Genomic DNA, 23,402 nt, shown 5'->3' with positions numbered 1-23,402 from the left:
TCTTTGACTATCTTCGTATGACTTTTAACTCAATTCGTACTCGGTCGCATTGATTCCAAGGAGAGAATAAATTTGCCGTGGTATGAATGCTTGTGCTAACGCCTACACATCTTCTTCTGGTTCCGGATCTTCTCGTAATGTTGTTGTTGCTGCCATCGGCGTGGTGATGCCATTTGCAGTGTTAACACTGCCGGGTATCTTCGGTGTTTTGCAACTCACATCAGTGTTTTGCGCACGATGCCGCAAGGCATGATCAATCAATACTAATGCAAGCATAGCCTCGACAATCGGTGTGGCGCGAATACCGACACAAGGATCATGTCTACCATGTGTTTCAACGATTACCGGACTGCCAGTTTTGTCAATTGAGTGGCGTTCAAGGCGAATGCTGGATGTTGGTTTGATGGCGACATTGGCTGTGATGTCCTGTCCGGTAGAAATACCCCCTAATATGCCGCCCGCATTGTTACTTAAAAAACCATCCGGGGTCATTTCATCCGAATGTTCCGTGCCTTTTTGTGTAATGCTGGAAAATCCTGCACCAATTTCAACACCTTTTACCGCATTGATATTCATCATCGCGTAAGCAATTTCTGCATCCAGCCGATCGTATACCGGTTCTCCCCAGCCGACCGGCACACCTTGTGCCACCACGCTGATCTTGGCACCTACTGAGTCACCGGATTTGCGCAGTTTGTCCATAAACGTTTCCAGTTGGCTGGTGTAGCTGTTGTCTGCCACAAAAAAAGGATTGTGATGGATGTCTTCCCATTGTTTGAAAGGGATTTCTATCGGACCCAGTTGCGACATGTAACCGCGAATGACAATACCAAATTTTTCTTGCAGCCATTTCTTCGCAATAGCGCCGGCTGCAACCCGGACTGCCGTTTCACGAGCCGATGCGCGACCGCCGCCACGATAATCGCGAATGCCGTACTTTTGCCAATAGGTGTAATCAGCATGGCCAGGACGGAAAACGTCCATGATCTTGCTGTAATCCTTGCTGCGTTGATCTTCATTGCGAATCAACAATGCAATCGGTGTGCCGGTCGTTTTACCTTCAAACACACCCGATAGAATTTCTACCGTATCGGATTCACGCCGTTGCGTTACATGACGCGATGTTCCCGGTTTGCGCCGATCCAGTTCCAGCTGGATATCTTCTGCGGTTATCGCTAATCCGGGCGGGCAACCATCCACAACGCAACCAATCGCGGGGCCATGAGATTCGCCAAAAGAGGTGACACTGAAAAGTTTGCCAAATGTATTTCCGGACATTCTGTTTTTCTCTTAAAACTGATTGCAGGAGTCTATCATACGCGCCTATATTTTTTTGAATTGGCATAAAGGAAATGGGTGATTTGCTTTCTACAACGCATGAAATTCACGTTATTCAATAAGAAACAATCACGAATCAGATTGAGGAATATCAATAATGAAACGCTTTCATCATGCTATACCTGCGGTAAAATGCAGGCCATTGCCTAAGGGCTATTATAAAAATATACCATTCTTTGGAATATACGAAGATAAACGGGATTGTACGAATTTCTGAAATATCCGAATACGCATACACCCTGCATTGAATACTATTAAAATTAAAACCGGGAGCTGGCATGAATACACCACGAGTTAAAGAATTTCTGATCAATCTGCAAGATAGCATCGTCAAAGGGCTAGAACAGGTGGATGGTAAAACATTCAAACGTGATCAATGGGATCGCCCGGAAGGTGGTGGCGGAATGAGTAGTGTCATCGAAGAAGGCAATGTTTTGGAACGCGGCGGTGTTAATTTTTCTCATGTGTATGGTGCCGGATTACCAGCGTCAGCCACGGCTGCACGTCCTGAATTAGCTGGCCGTTCGTTTGAAGCGATGGGGGTGTCTCTGGTTTTGCATCCGCGTAACCCCTATGCGCCCACAGTACATATGAATGTGCGTTATTTCGAAGCGCGTAAGGAGGGTGCTGAGCCGGTCTGGTGGTTTGGCGGCGGCATGGATTTGACGCCATATTATGGCTATGCTGAAGATGCGATCCATTTTCATCAAACCTGCAAGAATGCATTGCAACCGTTCGGCGATGATTGCTACCCGCGTCTGAAAAAATGGTGTGATGACTATTTTTATTTAAAGCATCGTAAAGAACCGCGTGGTATAGGGGGGGTTTTCTTCGATGATCTGAATCAACCCGATTTTGATAGCTGCTTTAAACTGACCCAAAATGTAGGGGGGTATTTTTTGACAGCTTACCGTCCCATTCTGGAAGGACGCAAAGACATGCCGTATGGCGAACGTGAACGCGATTTTCAAGCGTATCGGCGCGGGCGCTATGTGGAGTTTAATCTGGTATGGGACCGGGGTACTTTATTCGGCCTACAATCGGGTGGGCGGACGGAATCCATATTGATGTCTCTGCCGCCGATTGTTAAATGGCGCTATGACTGGAAACCGGAAGCGGGTACTGCAGAAGATAAGCTGTATACCGATTTTCTGATTGGCAAGGATTGGGTGTAATCAACTTGATACATTTTTGGAGTGCATAGCAGCATGGACATGAACCAGTGAACAAAGTATCGCTGAACACGCAAATTCTGCTCGGTACGCTATTGGGTGTCGTATTGGGTCTCTGGTTTGCCCAGTTAGGGCAGGGATCAAGCATTACACAAAATGGTTTGTATGCTGCCAAACTGGTGGGTACATTGTTCATTGATTTATTGCGGATGGTATTGATTCCACTGGTTTTTACATCAATTGTGGTCGGGGTGGCCAATTTACGTTCGCATCAGCAAATGAATCGTGTTTGGCAGGTGACGCTCATCTTTTTTGTTTCGACGATGGCGCTGGCTGTTGTGTTGGGATTAACGGCTGCTAACTTATTGCAACCGGGTGGTGGTTTACAGATAGCCATGTTTCAGGATGCGATGCAAGGTTTTCAGGCAACGCAGATGTCTCTACCTGACTTTTTTGCACATTTCTTGCACTCATTGTTTCAAAATCCAATTGCGGCGCTGGCGCAGAGCAATGTGTTGGCTGTCGTGATATTTGCTTTATTGCTGGGTATTGCGTTGGTGGTGGGCGGTGAGCGCTATCGCAATATCCTGACATTGATGCAAGAATTTCTGGAGTTGATATTGATGTTGGTTGGCTGGATCATGCGCTTGGCGCCATTTGGAATCATGGCATTATTGTTGCAGCTGGTCGCCACACAAGATACCAGTCTGCTGACGACTTTGATCAAGTTTGTAGCTATTGTTATGGGTACCCTTTTGTTGCATGGGCTTGTGGTGCTGCCATTAATTCTTTATCTGATTACCGGCATGACACCCCTCAAATTCTGGTTGGGTGCACGTGAAGCATTAATCACTGCTTTTGCCACCAGTTCCAGTGCAGCGACACTGCCCGTTACATTACGTTGTGCTGAGCAGCATTTGCATGTCAAACGAGATGTGGCAGGTTTTGTTATTCCATTGGGTGCGACCATGAATATGGATGGTACGGCACTCTATGAAGCGGTTGCGGCTTTGTTTATTGCCAATCTGGCCGGGGTTGAACTGAGCTTTGTGCAGCAGATGGTTGTATTTTTGACGGCCATGCTAGCCGCGATTGGTGCGCCCGGTATTCCCAGCGCCGGTATGGTAACGATGGTAATGGTGCTGCAATCGGTTGGATTGCCGGTTGAGGCGATTGCTATTCTGCTGCCAGTTGATCGAATACTTGATACATTACGCACTATGGTGAATGTGGAAGGGGATTTGGTGGGAAGTCTGGTGGTACAGAAATGGATCAAACAAGACCAATCAAACGAATAAAGCATTTATTATTTCAATTTATTAGATCAGATCGTCATCAATAAAACGTTGTTGAATCTCCCGTACCTTCTCGGCGTTGTTGATCAATGCTTCAACACAATCTCGATCTAATTTGGAATTAGACATTTTTCGCAACATGTTAAAAGCATCTTCATTACTCCACGGTGCTTTATACGAACGGCGTGAAGTCAATGCATCAAACACATCGGCTACTGCGCTGATGCGCGCTTCAATAGGAATTTCTTCACCTTTCAAACCTTGGGGATACCCGCTGCCATCAACCGCTTCATGGTGAAACTCAGCAATATTGCGCAAGATATTGGCGTGCCCAAAAGTACCCAGACTGAAATCTTCAAGAACCGAATCAATAATTTCACGGCCTTTCGCCGGATGAGTTTTCATCACATCGAATTCTTCTGAATTGAGTTTGCTCGGTTTACGCAGAATATTATCCGGAATTCCAATCTTGCCAACGTCATGCATCGGTGAGAACAAGAAAATATGCTCAATTTGTTCATCGCTGATGTTATAGCTTGGAGAAAGCTCGCGAGCAATAAGCCGGGCGTAGTGCGCAGTCCGGTCAATATGTGAACCGGTTTCAAGATCGCGGTAATGTGTCATGTTACGTGCAGCGCGAACCGCAGCAAGCAAAGTGCGTATAGCCGTTAACTCATTGATCACCATCAACGCGATTAAATGTCCATAGATATCAATCTGGCGCAGAGTTTTGGGTACAAATGGGTGTTCTTGAAGTGAATTAAAAAACAGAAAACCAATGAAAGTGCCACTTTGATAGAGTGGCATGGTGTAACTGGATTGATAACCTTTGGCTGCGACACGTTTGGTATGTTCATGAGTGCCTTGGGAAAAAATATTGAGATCCTGAACCAAGCGGGGGCGGCGATGTTCGATAATCGCGTAGAGTGATGGCGCGGAACTGAGTGGTGCATCGTAGGTGGTTACTGGACTGTCATTGCCTTCCGTACTATGGGTATAGGTTTTAAGCATTTCTGTTTTTTCATCAAACAGAGCAATGGCCAAGCGATCAATAAACGGAAAGTCCTGGCGAATGACTTGATGTAAGAAACGCAGCTTTTCAGTCAGTGGTAAATTTTCATGTAAATTCGCCAACGTATCCTGGTGTGTAAAGAGATCTTCTTCCTGTTGCATAAAAATCCTCCCAGCAAGTGATCATGGTAATGATAATCAAGGTTGCTATCACTAAATTCAGTGAGCATTTTAAATGATTTACTTCGAACATGTCGTGCTGGTTTGAAGAACCGATAGACAGAATAGATTTGGTAATTTTCGTTGGTTCGTGGGTAGGACTGATGTGCGGCAAATAGCCGCGCGACAATTTGTCACATTCCAAAAACAACGCATTCTTTTTACAATTCGCTCAACGTGGTTAATTCAGATTTGAAAGTTTTCGAATGCCACGACAAAGATTGAAATTATTTTCATTATAATTCCGGAGGATGAGAAGCGTACAAGAAATCCAGAGTGCGCTGTCATAACACTTATGAGAGTACCCAAAAGACTTGAGCCATTAATTGAAGAAGGTTTAATTGATAGTGTGATATGCCAACTGATGAGCGGCAAAGAAGCCATGATCTATTTAGTGGGCTGTGGGGATGTTATTCGTTGCGCTAAAGTATATAAGGAAAGCAATAAACGCAATTTTCAGCAACGCGCTAATTATACAGAAGGGCGCAAGGTTAAAAACAGCCGACGTGCCCGGGCGATCGAAAAGGGAAGCCGTTATGGCCGTATTGCATGCGAGGAAGCTTGGCAAAGTACTGAGATCGACATGTTATGCCGTCTTGGAATGGCCGGTATACGTGTGCCAAAATTCTATAGTTTTTTTTCCGGCGTCTTACTAATGGAACTGATTACAGATTCAGAAGGAAATGTGGCGCCACGATTGAGTGACCTCATACTGACCCAAAAACAGGCGCGCGTTTATCATAAGGCCCTGATCGACCAGATTGTAAAAATGCTTTGTGCCGGAATTGTTCATGGTGATTTATCACAATACAATGTGCTGATAGGTAGTCAAGGCCCGGTTATTATTGATCTGCCCCAGGCAGTGAATGCGGCGGATAATCATCAAGCACGCCATATGATTAAACGGGATATTGATAATCTAACAGCTTATTTCAGCCGGTTTGCTCCAGAATTAGCTCAATCTGATTATGCGGCGGAGATATGGTCCTTCTATCAACGTGGAAAATTGCCACAGGCTCAATTGAGCGGGAATGCTAAACAACAGGACAAACCTGTTAATGTTAATAGTATTTTGCAGATTATTGACGCAGTAATTAAAAAGGAAGCCGCTTGGCAACGGCATAAACAGACCAAATGGGGTAATCCTTTGTCGCAGTGCTAACGCCGCGCTTGTTAATCTAAAATCGCTGAAGATGTTAATTGACCTGTATACGCCAGCTTGTGCTATAATTCCGCTTCTGACGCGGGGTGGAGCAGTCTGGCAGCTCGTCGGGCTCATAACCCGAAGGTCGTAGGTTCAAATCCTGCCCCCGCAACCAATAAAAACAAGCGCCTATAGAATAAAAATCTAGGTGTTTTTTTCTTCGTAGCATGTAAGATAAACGTAAGAGTATTTGCATCGATGATGCAATGTTTCACTTAGCCGTTTTTTCATAAAAAAATAGAAAATCCTCAAGGTAGCATTTAGCTTTAGTGAATTAATCCATATATGTTCATACCTTTGCTTTGCCCGTGTGCTGAGCATCTCAACGGCATCTCTGCGTATCGGTAACAGGGTTGCAACCGACACTCTCGGCTTTACCATTTCGAACTCTGAATATCTTCTGCCCTGATACATCTGCTGGCAGTTCCAATGCATGCCCTTGCGGACAACGTAAACACAATGCGCCAAACGAGGAAGCTATTGATTTGATCTCGACTGGAATCAAGGTCGGCGTAGTTGTGGCTACTTGCTCGGAACGATAAAACCGCAACCAGTTCGAAAATGTTTTGGAATTCAGCTTGCACTGACGACAATAGGCGCATTTTTTGGCGCTTTCCGTGTATTCTGGCGATGCCGAAAAAATATTTTCTCGATGGGATTGGATGATAGGTGTCATCATTTTCTTCGCCATGACCTTCTTATATTACGCCACACATACTTTTCACAATCTGTTTCCTTGATTGAATATCTTGTGGAAACCCGATGAAGATCATCAAAACTATTTGACACGTATTAACAAAGTGTTAAGCGACCGCGCTTTTCTCACTTCGGCTATTGCATTTGGATTGTTCAACCTTTCGTTCGGGTTGTGGTTTGGCCTGCCGGACGGCAGTAATATTGAAAAAATCTCACTTTGCTGGGGATATTTTTTGGTTGGTTTTGTGTGCGGATTGCCAGCTTGGGGTATTTATGGTGTCATAGACATCATTGCCTACCTCTCCCGTGCAGGTCTTTTGAATTTGAATACACATCTCCCGATGGGTGTAGTGGTATGAGGTTTCTAGGTGATGCGATTATTAAATTCAGTACTGTGACATTGATTGTCGGTGTGCTGATATCTAGCTACATCATTAATACAAATTGGAACAACGAGAGCCTCATAAGCAGGTTTTTCATGTGGGTATGGATTGCATTTCCGTATGTCCTGTCTTTATTGGTTGTAATGATTCCTTCAACTGGGATTAATCAACTGTTGTGCGAATTTAAATTTAAAGAAGATACAGAATTAAAGAATAAATTGGATAAATTACTCAAAAAAATTAACAGTCTAAGTAATGGCGAGTTTTCTCAAACCGGTGATTTGAGAGAGCAGAATGAACATATAATCCAATTGCGAGCTAAATTGTACCAAATGCGGACTTGGCCCTTCGGTTATTCAGAGAATTATAAATATGGCGCTGCATTTATCTCAAGTACTGCAATGTCATTCATCACGCTTCCACCAGCACTGAAAGATGCTGTCGAAAAGATCCTCTCACGGTTATGACGAAATAGCCAAATTCGTCGAGATCGTATTGCGGTGCATTGGCAAACCGTGCATCGGCACATTCTGAACAGGAGGAAACGCTTGTGCGGTATAAAGAGGAGCGCGTCTTTTTCCGTAACCGCAATCGCATCCTTGCATTGATTACGTGCCTACGGAATCAAACTAATGCAGATAAAAGGGAAGAAATCTGGAATTTTCCTTCCATTTAAGCTAGAAAAAACAAACCCCGCTACCAGAGCGAGGTTTATGGAAGTTACAGCGAAATCAAATTATGCGTTTTTTTTCCGGCGGCGTGCTACAAAACCCAGTAAGCCCAATCCGGCTAGCAGCATGGCGTAAGTTTCTGGTTCCGGAATCGGAGCGCCGACTGTAAACCCATGCCAATTTTCACTGGTATGCGTAAACGTAATGGAAGTGAAAATACCTGGTAGCTGGACGACACCATGTACTTCGCCGGAGCCGAAGAAGCCAGTGCCTGAGCCATTCAGGATGGGTGTACCGTTACCCCAGAATCCTGGACCAAAACTATCGATTACGATTGGCACGCCGAAATCCACAGTATTGCTGTTCCAGCTCACCAAGCCGATATAGGGATTCGCAACGGGCGATGAAAATGTTATCGTGACTGTACCGCCCTGATCGAGCGCAATGATATCGGAAGCTGGCGGCGCATTACTGACGGAGCCGTTGGTATATGCCGTTCCAGTCCAGAAATTGGTTCCTGCGCCGGTTGTGACAAAGGAATGTGCACCGGTACCGACGTATCCGACGCTGATAGACCCAATATTTCCAGATGCTGAAAACGAGTCAGGCGAAGAAGTCCAATCAGTCCATGACACGGTCACCGCAAACGCTGATGCAGAAAAAAAGATTGTAATGAGAGATCCAAATACTAATTTTATTATATGTTTCATAATTTTCACCTTCTACACACGTGTGAATAAGAAATAAACTCTACTCCGTCTATATTTAAATAATATTTAAACATTAGCGATTTATGTTAACTGTTCAGATGGTTTAATGCTGTAGTCAGATGCTCCTTGTTTTTCTAGGACACTTGTCCTAATTCTTCTTTTTCAAACAAGATAGTGCATGCTAATACTATTTCGTTCATACAAAAAAGTTTGCGGTATCTTTTATTTTTTTCAGAAAAAGCGCGTTAGAATAGAATCTCATAGATCAGTGAAGGAGAGACAGAGATGGCACATCAATTCGATCCTGGTTATATAGAAGAGCCGTTTAAAAGCCTGTGCGAGAATTATCCAGACTCCGCTGTATATCCAATTGGAAATTTTCGCGTGGAATGGGGGCCGATCTTTCATCGGGGGCGATTGGACGATTCACCCCGTGTTCTTTTGATCGGACAAGATCCGGCGCAGAACGAAGCGGTTGTGCGGCGGATTCTGGTTGGTGAGGCGGGGCAGCGGATTCAAGGGTTTCTGGCGAAGCTGGGAATCGATCACAGTTACGTCATGATCAATACGTTTTTGTACAGCGTGTATGGAAGCGTCAGTGCAAAGAACAAAAAAGCCGTGGGAATCATTGATTACCGGCATCGCTGGTTGAAAGCGCTGCTGGTTAGTCAGAAAATTGAAGCAGTCATTACCCTGGGCGTGCTGGCTGACGAAGCTTGGAAAACATGGTCTGCTACACCGGATAGTCAGAGTGTTGCGGTGACGTATGTACCGATTACGCACCCAACCCAGCCGGAAAGCGCTTCAGACGGTGATAAGGAAAAATTGCGCGTAGCCACAAAGGTAATGTTGGCCAAATGGAATGTCGCACTGCAAACGCTCCACGCCGCTATCCAACATCCTGATCGGGTGCAATCGCTAGTACCGTATGGTGAATCGTGGCAGCCGGGAGATAAGGTCCTTATTCCCGAGTTTGATTTTCCACCCGGACTTCCGGCATGGATGCGGGAATCCGATAACTGGGCGCGCCGTGCGGGAGCCGATGTGAACGCCAAGCGGCGCAATATTACGATTACAGTTCCGAAAGGTTTGGTACCGAAATTATGAGTAGCGCAACGCAGGGTAGCCACTCATCGCCAAAAGTTGTGATTCGCAAAGCGCGTGTTGATCCGATTGATCCTTTGATGGGCCGAAAATGTGCATTGAGCGGACGGATTGTCACGATGGACGGTTCGTTCCGGGTGATTCCGGATGGAACGATCTACATTGATCGAGGCAACATTGTCGCGGTTAATGAATCGCAAGCGCCCTGTCCAGTTGGGTTTGAGGATGTGCCGGTTGTTAAAACCGGTGGGACAATCTACCCCGGTCTGATTGAACTGCACAATCATCTGGCGTATAACGCACTGTGCCTTTGGGACGTGCCGAAGCAGTACAACAATCGCGACCAATGGTCAGGAATTCCTGCTTATCGTAAACTGATCAGCGGCCCCATGCAGATTATTGGCAAATCTCCGGAATTGGTCCCAGCCCTTATTCGTTACGTTGAATGCAAGAGCCTGCTTGGGGGCGTGACGACCAGTCAAGGAATACAGTTGTTCAGTAATGCCGGGATTCGCCGCTTCTACCGTGGTGTCGTGCGGAATGTGGAGCAAACAAATGAAAAAGATTTGCCGGAGGCGGATACCAGAGTTGCTGATATCGAAGCCAAGAATGCGAATCGGTTTTTTGAGCGTCTGCAGAAAGCGACTTGTTTTCTGCTTCATTTAAGTGAAGGCGTTGATAAAACCGCAAATAAACATTTTCAATCCCTGCAAATTTCGGATGGGAAATGGGCGATTAATCAGCAACTGGCTGGAATCCATTGCGCGGGATTAGAAGAAAAGGATTTTGACATCCTCGGAAAAGAAAAAGGTGCCATGATTTGGTCTCCGATGAGCAATTTGCTGTTGTATGGCGAAACTGCAAAGATCAAGGCTGCAAAAGCGGCTGGGGTTCGAATCGGCATCGGTTCCGATTGGTCGCCTTCGGGGAGCAAGAATCTTTTGGGAGAACTGAAAGTAGCCCGATTGGTCAGTCAAGCGATGGGATCTGTATTTAGTGACCGCGATATTCTTGCGATGGCGACACGGAATGCCGCTTCTATTTTGCAATGGGATGCCGTGCTTGGCACGCTCGAAGCAGGCAAACGTGCGGATCTTATAGTCATCTCGAAGGATTCTGGCGATCCCTATGAAAGTATTCTGCAAGCGAAGGAAACTGCTATTCGTATGGTTATGATCAATGGGGTTGCACGCTATGGAAACCCTGGCCTGATGCAACGTCTAGGGGCTGTGGGCGAGATGCTTCGAATCGGAGGATTGAAGCGGATGATTTTCTTGCAACAGGAAACTGCTGATCCATCGGTTGGGAGCCTCTCATTAAAAACGGCCACGAACATGCTTCGTGAAGCACTTCTCCGGCTGCCGGAATTAGCGCGCGAGTTAGAGAAGCCTAAGGCGGAACGACGTACGGTATTGTCGAAATTGGAAAAGAAATTGCCAGCGAAACAAGAGTGGACGCTTGCACTGGATGAGCTGGAGGATGTAGGGGTGGATATACGTCCACGATTACCTCTGCTGGGTGAACGCGAGCTCACGGGCGCATTGCGCGGGTTAGAGCGCGCGGCGGTACCGCTTTCGGAAATCGTTGTGCCGCTGAAACTGGATCCGCTGACAGTTGCTGACGATTCGACATTTCTTGATCGAATTGAAAATCAGATCAATCTTCCTGATTATGTGAAAACCGGTCTAAAAACGATGTATTGACGTACCTGTATAAATAAATCCGTGTCGTTGTGAATTGGACAGTTACCGGCAAAGCTCAGCGATGAAAGACCAATCGACCCTTTTAATTTTTGGGTTGTAAGCACCAATCTAATTCAGCAAGAATGCTATCTTGCGCTGAAGGAATAGGTCGTCAATTTTTTAGCCTATACATCAAATAATTATCGATCTTGCAAAGACAGCAGATAATTGTGCGAGATTGCTTTTTCTAACCAATTTTTTATACAGTATGCCCAGAACTGGCGCTTTGCTTTCGTTGTCACGTGAACACCATACATCGCTGGTAATGGCGCGCGCTGCCCGGAAAGCGGCGGATGTCAATGACAACATCGCTTATTCAGAAGCGCTGAAACGGATTGAAGCGCATTGGCATGGGGTGTTGGCTGCGCACTTTGCGCAAGAAGAACAATTGACCCGGCTTGCGGCAGATGCACTGGATCCGGAGGCTGTCGCACGTATTCTTGCTGAACATGCGGAATTGCATGCGCTTGCCTGCGGCCCTTGTTTACTGGAGCCTGATATGCGTTTGCGCCAGTTTGGCGATTTGCTTGCCGCGCATGTGCGTTATGAAGAACGTGTGATATTTCCACAACTACAGTTGCATTCGGGTATGACATCTGAGGCCCTACTCAATCCAAACCATTCAGAGGGGTAATGATCGTGAGTTCTCCTGATTTTTATGAACAAGCGCCGGTTGTACGTACCTATGATCCATTTGCTGCGATGCTAGGCGCCGCTCGTGATGGTTTGCTCGACTATCACTATCTGGATACCGTTGCGTCTGGCAGGACATTCCTGTCCTGCTGGTGCCGGTGCATTTCTGATCGAGTGCGCGGCACTGACTGCATACTGATTGCTGCTCCACAATAATGCCGTTCCATCCATGGCGAAGGATTCCCGCGTAATCAGATGCCTTAGAAATACCTGTTAGCAGCAAATCGAAATTGGCTATAATCCATCCACATACATTTCTGTAAGAGGTGTTCCCGATGAAACGAACTTCACTTTTGGCTTTGATCCTGGTTTTTACAGTGATCAGTATTGCTGTAGCCGGTCCAACAGCAGCTTCTGCCACAGCTAACCAGCACAAACCTAATCAATCTGCTACCGATTTGAGCAGCGGGTCAAGTGAGTGTGATCCCGACAACCGGCAGGAAAGTGGCGCCATTTACCGCATTTGTATGCCACCCGCCGAGCGCTACAACAACCAGCTGGTCATCTGGGCTCACGGCTACGTGGATGTTACGAAACCGATAGAGATTCCGGAATCTCAGCTTTGCATTGGCAGCTTTTGCATTCCCGATATCACCAATGCTCTGGGCTTTGGCTTTGCCACAACGAGCTATAGTGTGAATGGTCTGGCGATAAAGCAAGGCGTGTCAGATATTCTGGATCTGGTTGATATTTACACTGCGCAGAAGGGCAAACCTGACCGCGTTCTCATCATCGGCGCCTCCGAGGGCGGCCTCGTTACCACCTTACTGACGGAGCAATATCCGAATATTTTTGTTTCGGGTCTGGCGATGTGCGCACCGATTGGGGATTTTCAACGTCAGATTAATTACTTTGGGGATGTGCGCGTAATTTTTAACTACTTTTTCCCCGATCTTGGCGCGCTACTAGGGAGCGATCTAACGAGTATTCCCCCGGCAGTTATTGAAAACTGGCCAGATATTTGGGCGCAAATGGAACCAATCATTTTTGCCGCTGAAAATGCGAATAAATTAGACCAACTGGTGAAAGTTACCAAGATGCCGCATGACCCCAACGATTATCTGGGATCGTTGCATACCTCCGTAGAGGATGCGCTGTGGTACAACGTATTTGGCACCAACGATGCAAAGGAAAAGCTGGGTGGCAATCCGTTTGACAATATAACCCGGCGTTACAGAGGATCCGATAATGATTTTCTGTTGAATCAATCAGCGCAACGGGTAGCAGCCGATGAAGCAGCATCGGTTGAACTGGAGAATTACTACCAAACCGGCGGGGATTTGCACATTCCACTGGTCACGCTGCACACACTGCAAGACCAGCAGGTGCCATACTGGCACGAGCCGCTGTACGGACGAAAATTAGCCGCCGCCGGGAATCAAAGTAATCGCTTTAACATGCCGATCAATCGCTACGAGCATTGCAATTTCACTCCTGGCGAAGCTTTAGCGGCTTTTGGTATTTCTTACTATCTGGCCAATCAGAACCCGTTGGCCGCGAACCGGGTCGCTGAGCTGTTGCCCAACTCCATTGATCTAGCAACCTATGAGCAAACCTTAGCCACGTTCCTGGCCGGGCGCAAATAGGAAAATAGAACTTTTCTGAGGAGATTTTTGCAAGGGGGCCAGTTTTTAATAGTCAGGCTCAAAGAAATGTCGTTTCTTTATGCAGCTTATGCGTACTTAATTCAGGGAGAGAACGGGAGCGGTAATTCTTTGAAATCTGACGGCTGTAGGCCTGTGAGGAATAAATAAAGATTGTGGTGTACAAGCAAGCGCCTGTTACGTTGCATTCAATGACTGATACCTGTGTTTACGGGATGGCTGAGATTCTATTCCCCGCAAGCTATTTTCCATTCCGTTTCATCGATACTTCCAGGCTGTACTGCTTCCCATTTCTGAGGTTGGCTATAAGAACGAATAAGTTCACCGCTCTCCATATTCCAGCCAAATAATGAGTAAGCAAGAACTCTCATCTGCTTTTCCTTGCAGTCGTACTCGCGCCGGATTTTTTCAGATAAAAAGTCCACTCCAGAGACTTTCTGCACGACTTTATAGTCAAATAAAGCCCACATTTTGGCCCTATCGCCTGCCTTACGAATAGAAGCCAAATCAGCATAAGCTGTGTAACCGCCTTTTTTTTCACTTTCGCCCACCCTGGTCCATTCAGCCAACGTACTGGTACTCACGAAGGTCAGCGCTAAAGTTAATAGTAGTTTTTTCACGGTTTATTTTTCGATTCTTATTATCAGGATGAAATTTGCTGCAACGCAGTGAGTTAAATTGCGCGTTGATCTTGGACGCTCAGTGAAGTATAACAGCCCCTGTACGGAATAGCATAACGTAGCGGGACACATTGTCAAATAGGGCGTCAGTCGGATCAGTCTGTCGGCGGATTTTCACATGATCGTTGCATCGATGCAATTGGTGATAGGTCCACAAAATTCTGAGTTCAATTGCTGGTAAAACTGAGTTCGTTGTTGCAGTATCTTACTCACTTAATAGATTTAATCGTTCTAATCTGGGTAATAATTGTCCTTCTATTGTTGGGTAATCGAGCAAAATGCCTATTGATTACTGTTGTATCGACAGGACTGGCGCTAAATCAATTGCTCGATACTAAGTCACCATTAAATTGAAATGCCAGGATTCATATAACCATTTAATTATTAGTATTAATTTATCATGAGATTAGTAGTTGTTTGATTGAAAAAATGTTTGACAATAAATCAGTTATTCAGTAGTGTTCGTAGCGAAAGGTGATAGCCTTTTTATACTTTAAATTCATGCAACAATAAATTATTTTTTGAGGGAGTGTCATTATGAAGATTTCATATATACACATTTTTACCGCGGCGCTGATCGGTGCCAGCGCATTGCCGGCTTCTGCCGCGCTGAATCCTATTAATATCTACTCTGGTAACGTCGGATTAAGCGTAGATGGAATTGGTAGTAATTCTGCTCCGGTTGGGCAGGTACAGGCCAATATTCCAGTGGGCGCGACCATACTTCAGGCCTATTTGTACAGTGCAGGGACACCCTATCCGTGGTACTCAGATAGCCCGACGACTCTAGCGGCCTATAATAGCGCAGGGATTACGCTGGGCGGAAACACGATCAATAACTTCGACACACTTGTAGGTGCCGTGAGCACACCGCGTCCTGATATTGGTCAATGGTATACGGCTCGTGCTGACGTAACTACGGTTGTGCAGTCGTTGGTTAGTGGTTCAGGAACCAATAACTTTTCATGGGATGTCAGCGAAGGCAGTCTGAATAATTTCATTGATGGTGAAGTACTTGCGATCGTATACTCTGATGCCAGTTTACCCGTTGGTAGTGTTGCACTGTTGGACGGCGGACAAAACACGGGTGGAGAAACCTTTGCGGTCAACCTAAGCACGCCTTTGTCGGACCCGAGTGCTTCCGGTTTTGCAGCACAATTGGGATTGGGAATTTCGTTCAGCTGTTGCGGCCAACAGTCGACCATTGATGTTAATGGTACAAACTTGACTACGACAGCTGGCGGGAACAACGACGGACTTATCGGGTCAGACGGTTCTTTGATCACGGTTGGTGGATTGGGAGACGATCCGTCCAATAATGTTGGTTATGGCTCTGATGATGAGCTTTACGATTTGAGCTCATTTCTCCACACAGGCGATACATCGTTCAATATATTTACTCAGAACGCAACAGCAGACGACAATATCTTCTTTGCGAGCCTTTATATCACAGGAGATGTTTCTAGCGTCACTCCGGTACCAGAGCCGCAAACTTACATGCTAATGGGTGTTGGGTTAGGTGTTGTTGGGTGGGCAGCTCGACGCCGGAAAAAACAAAACATTACCACATGATCCAAACCCGCATGCTGCTTTGAACTTATAACCCCACCTTGGTGGGGTTTCTTTTGACGGGCATCGTACTACGCGGTATCCGGATGTCGGTTTTCCTAACGGTTGTGTATATTTTATTGCTTCCAGATCTCATCGGGTTTGTTATCAACTAAGTGATTGGCTTGCATCAAACTCAGAATACCTGGGGTCTCTATGAAAAGAGTATTTACTCGACTGTTTTTTCTGATTATTCCTGGCGTATTTTTACTCAGCAGTTGTTCAAGTGTTTTCTATTATCCCAATAAAGAACATTTGTACTACGATCCTAAAGCCGTGGGATATGCTCCTGAGGATATCTATTTCATCGATAACGCCCAAAGAAAGCTTCATGGCTGGTGGTTTCCTGCAAAAGAATCTCCGGCAAAGGCAACGATTATTTTTTTTCATGGCAATGCTGAGAACTTAACTTCCCACTACTTGCATTTGGCCTGGATTACCGCTGAAGGGTATAACTTATTTATTTTTGATTATCCTGGATATGGGCTATCTGAAGGAGAACCTAGCCCTAAAAGTTGTTTGGAGTCGGGTTACGCGGCATTGGATTGGGTGGTTAAAAATAAATCTCGAGATGGTCCCATTATTATCTATGGTCAAAGTATGGGGGGTATTGTTGCGCTACGCACGGTGATCGATAAGAAATCTGAGGTTAATTTAAAGCTCGTTGTTGTGGACAGTACCTTTGAGTCTTTTCAGCGCATTGCCAGAGTTAAGCTGTCTCACAATTGGTTTACTTGGCCGATGCAACCACTCAGCTATGCTTTATTAAGCGATCAGTGGGCGCCAGCAAATTTGAAATCTATTTCACCCATTCCTGTTCTTGTTATCCATGGGCAAAAAGATGCTGTTGTTGAGCCTGAGCTGGGTGAAAAGGTTTTTGAACAATTGGCTGAACCGAAAACCTTCTGGAGAATTCCGGATGGAACGCATACAGATGTGTTTTGGCGGCACGATCGCAAATATCGTGATGCGTTTTTATTATTTCTAGAAAATCTCGATACGCCTTAGGAAAACCCCAAATTAGATTTGGCAACTTAAAAGAAATAATTGATTGAAAATATTCCTTCATTATTATGATCATAGCGATTTAATTCCAGCCTTAGATCAAGATCTTGTGATAGGGCATAGCGGGTTATAAAATGAGAAGTGAAAAAGCGCTTATTTTCACCCAGAATATAAACCTGATAACTGGCAGCAAGTTTGATTCTCAGATTTTCAGAAATGTTGTAAAACGCGCCCACTTCAACATCGCCGCCTAAACGATAATTTTCTTTCAAATGACTGGAAAATTCTGTTTTTAGATCAACAAAAGAAAATAATAGAAGGGGCGAGAAAAAATCCGGCCGATAGGAAATACCTCTGCCATAACTGCTTTTGATGGAATTACAATAATTACAGTCGTGGTCTCTCAGTGTGTCGATCTCCAGATCGGCGCGCCAGGAGAGTTTGGTAAACAAGGGGTCGTAGGGATTAAACGATGTAATAGAAAGAATTTTTGCCTGATCTAGCCTTAACCGCTCGGATTCTAAGTAATAGCGGAGCTTAAAGTCCATAAAAATGATTTCCGAGTTTTTGTCGTACCCCACATCTTTGGCCATTAAATCGTGGTAAGCCGGGCGATAAGCTAATTCTATGAAAGATTCATGGGAATTGAGTCCCATCCCGAAGCGAAAGCGATCCGTGCCGTGGCCTTGGTGTGGCGGGTTGGAGAAGCGCGTAATTTCACCATTCTCTTCATCGGTAACCTGCAGACGGCTTCTGGCTAGCAGAATTGAATGCGGAATTTTTATTTCTTTGTCACTCTTTTCCTGCATGCTCTGATACTGTAGATAATCCATGTAGGCATTCAACAAAAGGGCCTGTGATCGAGTGGAAAGGTTACCGAAGGAAGTGCTTTCTGGTGAGATTTCCCCTTTGATGATGCCTTGTAATATCCGCTTCTCATCATCGATCATCTTGAAGCGCTTATGATTCATCTGGTTGAGCACCGCGGGCCGGTACACGACCTGTTTTACCAATCCTTCCTGCGCCATCACGACTTTTACCGTATCAGCCGGTATAACACTAAAAAAGAACGAATCTTTCAATCGAAGATTGGGATTGGCGATCTCTAACAAAGAAAGTACATGGTATGAGCAATTTTCTTGGAAATAATAATAATCAAAATAGGTTCCGCCCAATTCCCATAAGTGGAGAAGCATCATATTCAGCTGATCTTGGTTAAACTTAAGTTCATACTCCCAAAGATCGCGGCTTTCCCAATTGTTGTATTCCTGCACCTTGGTGTAATAAGGGAAAATTGCAAAGCGACCCTGGAATGAGCCTATTAATCCCTTCAGCGCATAAAGAAATCCATTATCCGTATCCGGGATCGCGGCATAATTTGCGCCATAGTTCATTAAATTATTACCACTGCTCGTTCTCCGGCTGTCGATGCGTATCAGGGTATGCCCAAACATGGATGCCGGATTATTCATGAAATAAGATGCAAATACCAATGTGACCCCGACGGGATCTAAAGCTGTTAGCCAGCGGTCGAGCCGGTCACATGTTTGTATTTCCAGGCGCTGGGGATCGAATGCTAATTGTTGATTCAACCATTTGAAGCGGGCGGGAAAGTTGCACTGCGGATGCTCTTTGCCTTCTGTAATCTCGGTTAGCGGGACAAAGAAGCTGGCTAGCGTCGCTGCCAGCTCTGATTCCGGATCAGTTTTCCCTTGCGGAGAATTAAAAAACTCCATGCCATCGGCTTCACTGATCATGCCGCCCAGGAATCTTTTGTTGTATTTTAAAAGCAGGTGCCAGGTACGTTCACCGGCAAGGTTATTTTGCCTGGCTTGCTGTTGTAATTCAGCTAGATAATCAGTAGTGTCTTGATATTTTGAATGAGCAGCGGCAGGAAATAAGCAAAAGCAGAGAAGTAACCCAGCTACAAGACAGGCAAGCTGCACAAAGGAACCATAGAGGTGATAATAATATCGAAACGGATACAGGCTTTCACCTATATCCGTTTGCCATTTTTACTTAATTTAATGCAGAGAGCTTGATATTGCAGGATTTTGCAAGTTTCGGGTGATGCGTGAGTTGATTATCAAGCTGAGTCAATAATTCAGCTGAAGTTGTTCGATCGTTCGCTACTAAATGATCGAATTTCTGCTGAACCATTTTACCGAATTCTTGATGACTTTCGGCGGGGCACTGATATAAGCTGGCCAGGGTATATAGATTTTCACCTTTACCTTGCGCCATTTCTTTAACCAAACTGGTGTAGTTTTCTTGTGCGAAAACTTCACGCTCTTTACTCATATTTATTAATCCATGATCACCACAGTTTGAAGTCCCGGATGTAATTCCAAAAGTCTGAGACCCTGATGTTCCATTGGTTGTTGCAGCGAAGACTTGCTCTACACCTGGTTTCGATCCGATAACAATAGAACCCAGTCCACAACCTGCTGCACCATATCCAGCGGCGAAAACAGAAGCAGGGAGTAAAAGTAAAGATGCTGCTATTGCAATCACACTATGTCGCGCCATAATAATCTCCATGAAGAAGTGCTATCACTTCAAACCCGGATCAACGATCCAATAACTCAACGATGGTTTTAAAGCACCAAATTTTAAGTCAAAAATGTCAAGAAAATGCGCTAGGGAAGATAAATAACCTTTTCGCTAGAACAAGACTGAATGTACTGAACGCCTCTTAGGTTGTCAAATATTATATTTATTCTTGTTCAGAGCCAGAGAACTATCCGGGCTTGTATTTGATCTCTGGATTTGCGTCTCGGATTTTTCTGCAATAAGGTCTGTTATTTGCTGTTTGGAGCGGTGCGGTGCGTTCCTGCATCCAGAAATTGTTGCAAATACGGAAGTAAGAGTGACGGCTGCTCTTCTTGAATTGCGTGACCGACATCATTGAGAACAACCATTTTTGAATTGGGAAGATCCGCATGCAGGCGTTCACCAATTTCCAGCGGTACAATTTCATCATCCTTGCTCCAAATAATTAAAGTGGGGATAGTCAAGCTGGCATAATTGTTCGAGAATTGTTGCAGATCTGTAGGCAGCATCTGTCGTGCAGTGGTTAGTGTCGCGTATTTTGCATTGGGTTTGTCCAGATTGCCAGCATAGTGATCTATGGCGCTTTGCGGAATTAGTGCATCATTAAAATACACTTTCTTTAGCAAGCTTTTCACCTGTATCGTGTTCGGAATCGCGTAAATTATCAGCGGCCCGAGTCCGGGCGTAGCAAGCACCTCTACGAAATCCGGAAGATCCTGTGGATAGGCAATGCTATCCATCAATACTAGGCTGTTCTGTAGATTCGGATGCGATGCTGCCAAATATACTGAAGTAACCAGAGCCACGCCACCACCGTAGGAATGTCCAATAATGTGGACATTCTGCAGGTCGTTTTCGAGAATGAAATTCCTTACCAATCTGGCCTGTTCGTAAACGGAATATAAGTCATCACGTGGTTTGGGTGATTCACCAAAGCCTTTCAGATCAATGGTGATTACGCGATATTTCTGAGCCAGGGGTGCAATAATATGCCGCCAACTATAGCTGCTGGCACCGAAGCCATGGATAAGCAGCACGGGATTGCCTTCGCCAATGCTGCTGGATGCCAACTGTAGCTCATTCACTTTATCCGGATTGCGGTATTGTGACCAGCCTGGAATATTCTTGTCCATGACCGCGCAGCCACCAAAACTAAAAATCACAGACCAGAGTACAAGAGCGAGCGCTTTCGTCGAGAAATTTTTCATTATTTAAGAGACCGAATCAGCATAATCATGTCAAATATTCCGCCGGCAACAAAAGCAAGTACGCCAAAAGCAGGGAGTATTGCGATAATTATACAAGCCGATTTCAAATGTTTGGCTTCTGTATTATCTTCAATCTTCATGTGGCGTGGAATCGATAAAATCACGTAAAAGATCAAACTAAGGAAGATGGTATTTCCGATGGTGAGCGGGAGGAGATTGGTAAAATAGATTTCTATCGGGCCAAGTGTTTGTTCAGTGCAGTATCCGCATCTATCGATCAATTCGAACATAATGTCACGTCGCGCATTAATGATCTCAAAGAAACTCAGGGTGGTGCTGACAGCGCCCCATAAGGCTGCCAGTAGTACAATGGGGAGGCCCAATTTATTGATATCGTTCATGTCAATTCTCCTTTTTCCAGCAAAACATGAAGCTTATTAAACAGGGGTGTATCTTTCTGCGCTGATGCTAACTGAAAACTGATCGCCTTTGCTAGAATAAGATTGACTGGATACACCAGTGTCAATATCCGGTTGTCTTAATACACTCTTTGCCAGTTGCAGCTTCCCAGCAAGCAGCGAAGTTTGCTTCAACACTGGCGATGAGGGTGGAGTCAAGGTGCCCGCTAGCAGTCATTCGTGCAAGCACGGCACGAACACCATCCGGTCCGGCTGTCGGACGATAGGGGCGATCTTGTGCCATGGCTTGAAAAATATCCGCTACGGCCACAATCCGTGCCTGTATGGGGATCTCGCTGTCATGCCGGTGGAAAGGGTAACCATTGCCGCAAATCGATTCATGATGGAACGAGGCCCACTCGGCGACATGATCAAAGGCCCGGACACGCCGCAGAATTTGCCAAGTCTCAAATGTATGACGTTCGATTACAGCAAATTCAGCTTCGTTGAGCGGTCCAGGCTTGTCAAGCACTTCGTCCGGAACGCGGAGCTTGCCAATGTCATGAAGGAGTCCGGCGATTTCCAGTAGTTCGCAATCCTTATCGGGTAATCCAGAGAGTTGCCCAAGAAGGCGCGACAGACGGGATACTCCGATTGAGTGTTCGGCTGTGAATCTGCTTTTGTCGTCTACGATTCGAGCAAAGATTTTGGCCAGTTGCATAAGTTCTGCACTGGTTAGCTCGCGAGTATCGGCAAAATGCAAAACGGTCTCATGGATTTGCCGCTCGAGATGATGCGACTCCAGTGTGAGCCAAAACGCCTCACTGGCAGACGTTTCCAGGAACGCCTTCACCAGGGCTGGGTCGAAGAAGCTTCCTGAAAGAGCCATTATGCAAGTGAGGATTGGTTTGCGGGCGAGGAGCAGGTCGGAATTCTGGTGCTGAGTGACGAGTGCATCGACACGGTCAGCGAGATGAATCAAGTTTGAGAGAAGGAATATCTCAGGTTTTATCGCTTGTCGAAGAGGGCTTTCCCAGTGGGTATGATGGTGGAGGATTAGTTCTGCCAAATTGGCAAAAGGCTCGAAATCATGCATCAATTTGTAACCACGTTCGCAATGCTCACGTGATCCGGCCCAGTCAAGTTCATTAACGAGTCGCTTGTGTGTTTCCGAGGAGGAGACGCCGCAGTCGTGAATTAATGCGGCACGAAACAATTCGCGCTGCCATGATTCCTCGATTCCAAAGGCACGAGCAGTTTCCAAAGCCATAAATGCGACACGTTTTCCATGTTGGAGAACATTGATGCCGACCAAGTCGACCGCATCAGAAATGGCGAGCGTTGCTTCGCCTAAATCAACGCGATTGGAATTAACCATCTATTCGACACACGTGCCAACCCAAAAGCCAAGAAAGTGACAACTTTTGTTTTAATAGGACTTTATGATTCATAAGTGGAGATCTCGCTGTTTATTGCCCAAGATGTTTGTTGTAGTCTGGGCAGTTTGAAGTCTACCATTCCATTTAATCAAGCCTTATAAGATTGAAGGGAAAAAACAAAAAGATTCGGCCACGTCACAGAATATCCATAATGAATTGCCATTCTGCCGGATCAACAGGAGTGATCGATAGGCGGTTGCCGGTTTGTAATACTCGCATTCTGCAGAGTGCATTGTATTGCCTGAGTTCCTTGATTGGGATAAGGCGAGTTCTTTTAACCAAGGTGACTTCAACATTAAACCAACGTGGATTGTTGATTGCTGCTTTCGGGTCAAAATACTTGCTGTCGGGATTAAATTGCGTAGCATCTGGATAAGCCGGTTTGCTGACGACCGCAATTCCCATGATACCGGGGTCTTTGCAGCACGAGTGATAGAAGAAAACCTGATCGCCAATAGCCATTTGATTGCGCATAAAGTTGCGCGATTGATAATTACGTACACCTTCCCACGCAATAGTCTGATTCGGGAGTGCTGAGAAATCATCAATGCTGAATTCATAAGGTTCTGATTTCATTAGCCAGTATCTCATTTTCTTGAAGAGTTGTAATATTTTTAGTCAAAATTTTGCACGATAGCGCCCAGCTTCTGTAATATTCCAGAGTTTTTA

General features: G+C 45.5%; 23 protein-coding genes, 1 tRNA gene and 1 pseudogene. 13 read left to right on the top strand and 12 right to left on the bottom strand.

Annotated features, from left to right (window positions below; translation table 11 throughout):
- Positions 1-102: 102 nt before the first annotated feature.
- Positions 103-1,278, bottom strand: a complete 1,176-nt coding sequence (aroC, locus tag QZ942_RS07380; protein ID WP_292994179.1) for a chorismate synthase — start codon at positions 1,276-1,278, stop codon at positions 103-105.
- 338 nt (positions 1,279-1,616) lie between these two features.
- On the opposite strand from aroC, the gene hemF reads away from it, so the two are divergent.
- Together hemF and QZ942_RS07370 are read left to right on the top strand one after the other, a co-directional pair.
- On the top strand, positions 1,617-2,513 hold the full coding sequence (gene hemF, locus QZ942_RS07375) for an oxygen-dependent coproporphyrinogen oxidase (RefSeq protein WP_292994177.1): 897 nt from the start codon (positions 1,617-1,619) through the stop codon (positions 2,511-2,513).
- A 47-nt stretch (positions 2,514-2,560) separates the two neighbouring features.
- Positions 2,561-3,808 carry a dicarboxylate/amino acid:cation symporter gene (locus QZ942_RS07370; RefSeq protein ID WP_292994175.1) on the top strand — a complete coding sequence of 416 codons (1,248 nt, stop codon included), beginning with the start codon at positions 2,561-2,563 and terminating at the stop codon, positions 3,806-3,808.
- A 21-nt stretch (positions 3,809-3,829) separates the two neighbouring features.
- Here the strand turns inward: QZ942_RS07370 and QZ942_RS07365 are convergent, their stop codons facing one another.
- The gene (locus tag QZ942_RS07365; RefSeq protein WP_292994173.1) at positions 3,830-4,978 is read right to left on the bottom strand and encodes an HD domain-containing phosphohydrolase; all 1,149 of its coding nucleotides are present in this window, start codon (positions 4,976-4,978) and stop codon (positions 3,830-3,832) included.
- A gap of 352 nt (positions 4,979-5,330) precedes the next feature.
- Between QZ942_RS07365 and QZ942_RS07360 the strand changes: the two genes are divergently transcribed.
- Together QZ942_RS07360 and QZ942_RS07355 are read left to right on the top strand one after the other, a co-directional pair.
- Complete coding sequence (locus QZ942_RS07360; protein WP_292994171.1) at positions 5,331-6,197, top strand: PA4780 family RIO1-like protein kinase; 867 nt, start codon at positions 5,331-5,333, stop codon at positions 6,195-6,197.
- Positions 6,198-6,277: 80 nt separating this feature from the next.
- Positions 6,278-6,354 (top strand) — tRNA-Met (locus QZ942_RS07355).
- A gap of 207 nt (positions 6,355-6,561) precedes the next feature.
- Here QZ942_RS07355 and QZ942_RS07350 read toward each other — a convergent pair.
- On the bottom strand, positions 6,562-6,918 hold the full coding sequence (locus QZ942_RS07350; protein ID WP_292994169.1) for a hypothetical protein: 357 nt from the start codon (positions 6,916-6,918) through the stop codon (positions 6,562-6,564).
- A gap of 70 nt (positions 6,919-6,988) precedes the next feature.
- On the opposite strand from QZ942_RS07350, the gene QZ942_RS07345 reads away from it, so the two are divergent.
- Entirely contained in the window at positions 6,989-7,294 is a 306-nt protein-coding gene (locus QZ942_RS07345; protein WP_292994167.1) for a hypothetical protein, read from the top strand.
- Positions 7,295-7,413: 119 nt separating this feature from the next.
- Positions 7,414-7,785: a hypothetical protein gene (locus tag QZ942_RS07340; protein WP_292994165.1), complete on the top strand. Its 372-nt coding sequence runs from the start codon at positions 7,414-7,416 to the stop codon at positions 7,783-7,785.
- Between the two features lie 269 nt (positions 7,786-8,054).
- Here QZ942_RS07340 and QZ942_RS07335 read toward each other — a convergent pair whose 3' ends face one another.
- Entirely contained in the window at positions 8,055-8,699 is a 645-nt protein-coding gene (locus QZ942_RS07335) for a PEP-CTERM sorting domain-containing protein (RefSeq protein WP_292994163.1), read from the bottom strand.
- Positions 8,700-8,984: 285 nt separating this feature from the next.
- On the opposite strand from QZ942_RS07335, the gene QZ942_RS07330 reads away from it, so the two are divergent.
- From QZ942_RS07330 to QZ942_RS07310, 5 genes are all read left to right on the top strand, one after another.
- Positions 8,985-9,806, top strand: coding sequence for a uracil-DNA glycosylase family protein (locus tag QZ942_RS07330; protein ID WP_292994161.1), 822 nt, complete (start codon positions 8,985-8,987; stop codon positions 9,804-9,806).
- Positions 9,803-11,506: an amidohydrolase family protein gene (locus QZ942_RS07325; protein WP_292994159.1), complete on the top strand. Its 1,704-nt coding sequence runs from the start codon at positions 9,803-9,805 to the stop codon at positions 11,504-11,506. Before QZ942_RS07330 ends, QZ942_RS07325 begins: the two co-directional genes overlap by 4 nt.
- A gap of 247 nt (positions 11,507-11,753) precedes the next feature.
- On the top strand, positions 11,754-12,179 hold the full coding sequence (locus QZ942_RS07320) for a hemerythrin domain-containing protein (protein WP_292994157.1): 426 nt from the start codon (positions 11,754-11,756) through the stop codon (positions 12,177-12,179).
- Positions 12,180-12,184: 5 nt separating this feature from the next.
- Positions 12,185-12,394 (top strand): hypothetical protein, encoded by a 210-nt coding sequence (locus QZ942_RS07315; RefSeq protein WP_292994155.1) that lies wholly within the window; start codon positions 12,185-12,187, stop codon positions 12,392-12,394.
- Positions 12,395-12,513: 119 nt separating this feature from the next.
- Entirely contained in the window at positions 12,514-13,824 is a 1,311-nt protein-coding gene (locus QZ942_RS07310) for a hypothetical protein (protein WP_292994153.1), read from the top strand.
- A gap of 245 nt (positions 13,825-14,069) precedes the next feature.
- On the opposite strand, the gene QZ942_RS07305 is transcribed toward QZ942_RS07310, so the two are convergent.
- Positions 14,070-14,462, bottom strand: coding sequence for a surface-adhesin E family protein (locus tag QZ942_RS07305; protein WP_292994151.1), 393 nt, complete (start codon positions 14,460-14,462; stop codon positions 14,070-14,072).
- A 597-nt stretch (positions 14,463-15,059) separates the two neighbouring features.
- Between QZ942_RS07305 and QZ942_RS07300 the strand changes: the two genes are divergently transcribed.
- Both QZ942_RS07300 and QZ942_RS07295 read left to right on the top strand, forming a co-directional pair.
- On the top strand, positions 15,060-16,094 hold the full coding sequence (locus tag QZ942_RS07300) for a PEP-CTERM sorting domain-containing protein (RefSeq protein ID WP_292994149.1): 1,035 nt from the start codon (positions 15,060-15,062) through the stop codon (positions 16,092-16,094).
- A gap of 192 nt (positions 16,095-16,286) precedes the next feature.
- A complete protein-coding gene (locus QZ942_RS07295; RefSeq protein WP_292994147.1) occupies positions 16,287-17,138 on the top strand; it encodes an alpha/beta hydrolase in 852 nt (283 codons plus the stop codon).
- A gap of 26 nt (positions 17,139-17,164) precedes the next feature.
- Here QZ942_RS07295 and QZ942_RS07290 read toward each other — a convergent pair whose 3' ends face one another.
- The 7 genes and pseudogenes from QZ942_RS07290 to QZ942_RS07265 form a co-directional block, all read right to left on the bottom strand.
- Positions 17,165-19,081: a DUF4105 domain-containing protein gene (locus QZ942_RS07290; protein WP_292994145.1), complete on the bottom strand. Its 1,917-nt coding sequence runs from the start codon at positions 19,079-19,081 to the stop codon at positions 17,165-17,167.
- A gap of 73 nt (positions 19,082-19,154) precedes the next feature.
- Positions 19,155-19,676: a DUF3015 domain-containing protein gene (locus QZ942_RS07285; RefSeq protein ID WP_292994143.1), complete on the bottom strand. Its 522-nt coding sequence runs from the start codon at positions 19,674-19,676 to the stop codon at positions 19,155-19,157.
- A 260-nt stretch (positions 19,677-19,936) separates the two neighbouring features.
- Positions 19,937-20,896: an alpha/beta hydrolase gene (locus tag QZ942_RS07280; protein ID WP_292994141.1), complete on the bottom strand. Its 960-nt coding sequence runs from the start codon at positions 20,894-20,896 to the stop codon at positions 19,937-19,939.
- The gene (locus tag QZ942_RS07275; RefSeq protein WP_292994139.1) at positions 20,896-21,297 is read right to left on the bottom strand and encodes a hypothetical protein; all 402 of its coding nucleotides are present in this window, start codon (positions 21,295-21,297) and stop codon (positions 20,896-20,898) included. The genes QZ942_RS07280 and QZ942_RS07275 overlap by 1 nt, the downstream gene beginning before the upstream one ends.
- Before the next feature lie 121 nt (positions 21,298-21,418).
- The gene (locus QZ942_RS07270; RefSeq protein WP_292994137.1) at positions 21,419-22,183 is read right to left on the bottom strand and encodes an HD domain-containing phosphohydrolase; all 765 of its coding nucleotides are present in this window, start codon (positions 22,181-22,183) and stop codon (positions 21,419-21,421) included.
- A 63-nt stretch (positions 22,184-22,246) separates the two neighbouring features.
- Positions 22,247-22,672: pseudogene (locus QZ942_RS14080) on the bottom strand (HD domain-containing phosphohydrolase); the annotation flags it as partial.
- A gap of 196 nt (positions 22,673-22,868) precedes the next feature.
- Entirely contained in the window at positions 22,869-23,324 is a 456-nt protein-coding gene (locus tag QZ942_RS07265; protein WP_292994135.1) for an EVE domain-containing protein, read from the bottom strand.
- Positions 23,325-23,402 lie beyond the last annotated feature (78 nt).

The sequence above is a fragment of the Nitrosomonas sp. genome (assembly GCF_021731985.1).
Lineage (GTDB): Bacteria > Pseudomonadota > Gammaproteobacteria > Burkholderiales > Nitrosomonadaceae > Nitrosomonas.
This window is presented reverse-complemented; position numbering and strand designations above follow the sequence as displayed.